Origin of the sequence: Phytobacter massiliensis JC163 (assembly GCF_000321045.1) — a bacterium.
Lineage (GTDB): Bacteria > Pseudomonadota > Gammaproteobacteria > Enterobacterales > Enterobacteriaceae > Phytobacter_A > Phytobacter_A massiliensis.
In genome coordinates this window covers 868985-872740 of sequence record NZ_HE578945.1, presented here as the reverse complement: position 1 = coordinate 872740, position 3756 = coordinate 868985, and the positions used below count along the sequence as shown (strand labels likewise).

Genomic DNA, 3756 nt, shown 5'->3' with positions numbered 1-3756 from the left:
CGCACACCGGGCCAAAGCGGCTGTCGCCGTCCATCAGCCAGTCGAAAGTGTGGGTGGTGCCGTCCTGGAGGGTTAATTCACCGCTGACGGCTTCCGCCTGCTCCAGCGCCTCGCGGCGGCTGGCAGAGGCGGCCTCTTCCGGCTGCGCCAGCGCGTTAACCAGTTGGGCAACCCACGGCCAGTGCGCCTCCGGCATGGTCGGACGCGCCTCGCCAGCGAGGACTTTTTCACGGGTCAGTTCCCCCTCAATCGTCTGCTCCAGCAGGGTGACGGTCGGTTGCGCCTGCGGGGTGAGCGCCAGCCAGCTTTTTAACTGCGCCAGGGCCCGCGTCCAGTTACCCTCCAGGCACAGAAGCTGCGTAAAGGCGGCGCGCAGGTCGGCATCAGCCGGCTGGCTGCGAATGCGGTCGACCAGCTGCGCCAGACTCGCCTGCAGCGATTGCCCTGCCAGTTGTTGCTCAAGCGTATTCATGTGACCTGTCCTTTTGGTTAGGTTGTCCCCGGTGCGTATTCTTCCCGGATGCGCTGCGCTTATCCGGGCTACGGGTGCTTTTGGTTCTGCTGTCCCGGATGCGCTGCGCTTATCCGGGAAAATCGGTTATTTCACTGCTTTGTAGAGGCCAACTGCCGGGTCACGCAGCTGCGGACGCAGGGAGTCGATAAGCAGAATATTGAGCTGTGTGCCGGGGGCAAACCAGGGGGTCCAGACTTTGCGGACCTCTTCCAGACGCGCCTGCAGCCGCGCGTCGTCGCTTGCCAGCTCGCGGGAAACTTCCACCGCAACGGTGCCGTTGGCCTGCCAGCCATTGATCGCGGCGACATACGGCAGGATCATCCAGCTCTGATTCAGCGTGCCTTCGCTGGCGACCATCCGCTCGTTGTTCACGGTGGTGATCAGCAGGCGATCGGCATTGACGTTGTCGCCAAGCCCGCTCACCGGGAAACCGTGAACAAAGGTCATTGTCACCTTTTTCTCTGCGCCGCCGCTGACCTGGCTGACGTCGCTACGGCCATTGAGCCAGCCGCCTTTTTCGCATTTGCCGTCGTCTTTCGCCGGGATAAACATTGCCGTGGCGCTGCTGTCTCCCTCCCAGAAGGTGCGCAGATGGCAGCCGTCCTGGAGGGTAAATTCCTGCCAGGGAGCACGGTTCGCCGGCGGGGAACGATCTTCCGGCCGCCCCTGCGGCGGCTGTAGCCCGGCGCTGGCCTCAGGCGCGCTGGCCTCCGGCGTGACTTCCGGCGCCCACTCTTTCGCTTTGCTCGCCGTCCCTTCTGCCAGGGTGACATTTTGCGGGTCGGTCAGTTTCCAGCGCACCACGCTCAGGGTGCCGCACTGGTTTTCCAGCAGCGCGCCGAGGCGCGGCATAAAGCTGTCCAGTACGCTGACTTTTTTGTCGCCGTTAGCCACGATGCGCAGCGGAAGCTCCTTCGCACACCAGCTTTTTGGCGAGTTGTCCTCGATGTTGTCGATCCAGATATCCAGTTTCTGCGAGGGGGATTGCACGATGCGGTAATTTTCTGCCTGCGCGCCAAAGCACACGGCGGCAAGCGCCACACCCGGTAGCCAAAGTTTCATAAAAATCCTTGTAAGCCTGTATCAGTCACGAAGGGGTAAAAACTGCGCCGCCTGCGCCAGCGAATGCAGCAGCGTAGTGTCCTGCGGCGCGCCTACCCATACCGCCACTGCGCTGTAGTTATCCTGCTTGTCGTCACCGTCGGTGCCGTTGCGCAGCAGAAGTTGATTCATTAACGTCAGCCACTCCTGCGGGGTGTTGACCATGTGCAGCGACTGTTTCATCTGCTCTTCGCTCACGCCGTGCCAGAAGCCATCGGTGCAGAGCAGAAAAACATCGCCGTCTTCAATGGGCACCACGTCGCTGTAGCTGGCTTCCCGTTCGTCATCCCCCAGCCCCAGCGCAAAATAGAGCAGGTTGCTGTTAACGCCGTCGGTCTGATGACCGGCGTCTTTCATCTGCTGTACCAGGCTGTGGTCGGTGGTGACGTGGTAGAGCCAGCCGCGGCGGAACAGATAGAGGCGGCTGTCCCCCGCATGGGCCCAGTATGCGAGGTGGTAGTCGCGGTCAATAAACAGACTGACCATCGTCGTTCCCATCCGCTGAAACTGTTCCGCGCTTTTTTGTTCCTCGCGGATGGCATGGTTGGCGTGGTTGACATAGTGACGGATACGCTGCGCATCAAGATGCTGGTCGCCATCGAAGCGGGTGATGATGGCGTTGCGGGCCAGCTCGGCGGCGACATCGCCTCCGGGCAGCCCGGCAATGCCGTCGCAGACCACAAAGCAGGCGGCGCGCTCGCCGATGTTTTCGCCCGTCTGATCCTGGTTACTGGCACGCGCGCCCTGGCGGGACATTGAGGCGGTGCTGATATTCATTGTTCTTCCGATCCGCTTTGTGAGTCTTTGTACTGGTTCACTTCCATATCGTAGGCGTGAAGGAAGGCTTCGCCGAACAGGGTATGGAAGTCGTCATCAATCTCACCGGCGGTCTGGGCATAGGTGCGTACAAAGTAGTCCCACAGCGCCGCCTTGCGGTTGGAGAGCATGCCCAGCCGCGCGGTGGCCCCGTCGCGTTTGGCATCCTCTTCCAGCTGCTCCGGGTTAAAGGATTGCAGCATCGCGGCGATAATGGCGCGGATACCCGAGATCATCCCCAGCTGGTGGGCCTGCAGGTCGATAAGCGCGTCGCGCACCGATTTTTTCGGCGGCATAAAGCCCGGCATGCGGGTGCCAAACATCTGCATCAGCACGGTTTTGCCGGAGGGCAACAGCTTGAACGGGTTGTTGGCGTCATCCAGCACCATCGTCATGTCCGCCTTCACCCCGCGTTTGAGGATCGAGCGTGACGAGAGCAGCGCGACCGTCCCCTGAGAGAACATGCTGAGCATCTGCCCAAGCTGGCGCATATTTTCCCGGTCGAACTGCGGGGTGGGCTGCATATCGCCAAGCCCCATCCCTTCCAGTAATGCATCCAGCAGTTCGCCTTTCAGAACGTCGCTGCGCTCACCGGAGGCGGAAGGCGCGGCCTGAGGGTTGTCGCTCTGTACCGGATCGATACGCAGCCGCCCTTTCGGGGTTTGCCCGGCGACGCGCTGCACGGCTTGCGGGGTCGGCAGCGTGATCGCCACGTAATCCGGGGTTTCCGGATTTGCGTCCGCGGCAAAGGTTTCCGGGGCGAACGGCGGCACCACCGGCTCCGGAGCGGGCGCGATTTCAACAGGGGTGATGGGTTCCGGCTGAGGCGGCTCATCGGCCAGAAGCGGGGTCTCCTCCCGTGCGCTTACGCCCGAAGGGGGAATAATGTCATCGGCATGGCTCAGCGGCACTGCGCCGCCCAGCAGACCGAGCGGATCGTCGTCGCGGGCCTGCGGCGCGCTGGCCCCCTCTTCCCCAAACAGCGCCAGCGGGTCGAGTTCATCCTGCGCCTCGGGTTTATTTTTGACGCTGCGCTCGCCCGGCGGCACCAGCGTGGAGGGCGTGGCGTCCTGAAAGATGCTGTCGCCTTCAAACAGCTGCTTGTCGTTAAACAGATTATCGGCGTCGATGGCGCGCGGCGCGACCACCGGCTCGTCTTTCGCCAGCAGCGAGAGCGGATCTTCGGGGTTACGCTCAGGCTCTTTCGGCGCGGCAAAAGGGTTAAGGTTATTGTTTTCCGGTTTCGCCCGGCTTTGCGAGATGCTGTCGGAGATGGAAAACTCCTGCATCAGGCTGTCCCAGATCTCGGTCGGCACGGCGGTAGG

General features: G+C 62.2%; 3 protein-coding genes and 1 pseudogene. All 4 read right to left on the bottom strand.

Features of this window, described 5'->3' with window-relative positions; genetic code table 11:
- Positions 1–472, bottom strand: a pseudogene (locus tag ENTHG_RS25660) (type VI secretion system accessory protein TagJ); the annotation flags it as partial.
- Between the two features lie 126 nt (positions 473–598).
- Positions 599–1576, bottom strand: a complete 978-nt coding sequence (locus tag ENTHG_RS04400) for a hypothetical protein (protein ID WP_044174154.1) — start codon at positions 1574–1576, stop codon at positions 599–601.
- 21 nt (positions 1577–1597) lie between these two features.
- Positions 1598–2392: a PP2C family protein-serine/threonine phosphatase gene (locus ENTHG_RS04395; RefSeq protein ID WP_044174146.1), complete on the bottom strand. Its 795-nt coding sequence runs from the start codon at positions 2390–2392 to the stop codon at positions 1598–1600.
- A partial coding sequence (tagH, locus tag ENTHG_RS04390) for a type VI secretion system-associated FHA domain protein TagH (RefSeq protein ID WP_044174138.1) occupies positions 2389–3756 on the bottom strand: 1368 nt, incomplete at its 5' end. The genes tagH and ENTHG_RS04395, both read right to left, overlap by 4 nt.

Bases quoted from the DNA above. Each gene is read 5' to 3' on its own strand.
- ENTHG_RS04395 (WP_044174146.1), bottom strand. From the start codon at position 2,392: ATGAATATCAGCACCGCCTCAATGTCCCGCCAGGGCGCGCGTGCCAGT.
- ENTHG_RS04400 (WP_044174154.1), bottom strand. From the start codon at position 1,576: ATGAAACTTTGGCTACCGGGTGTGGCGCTTGCCGCCGTGTGCTTTGGC.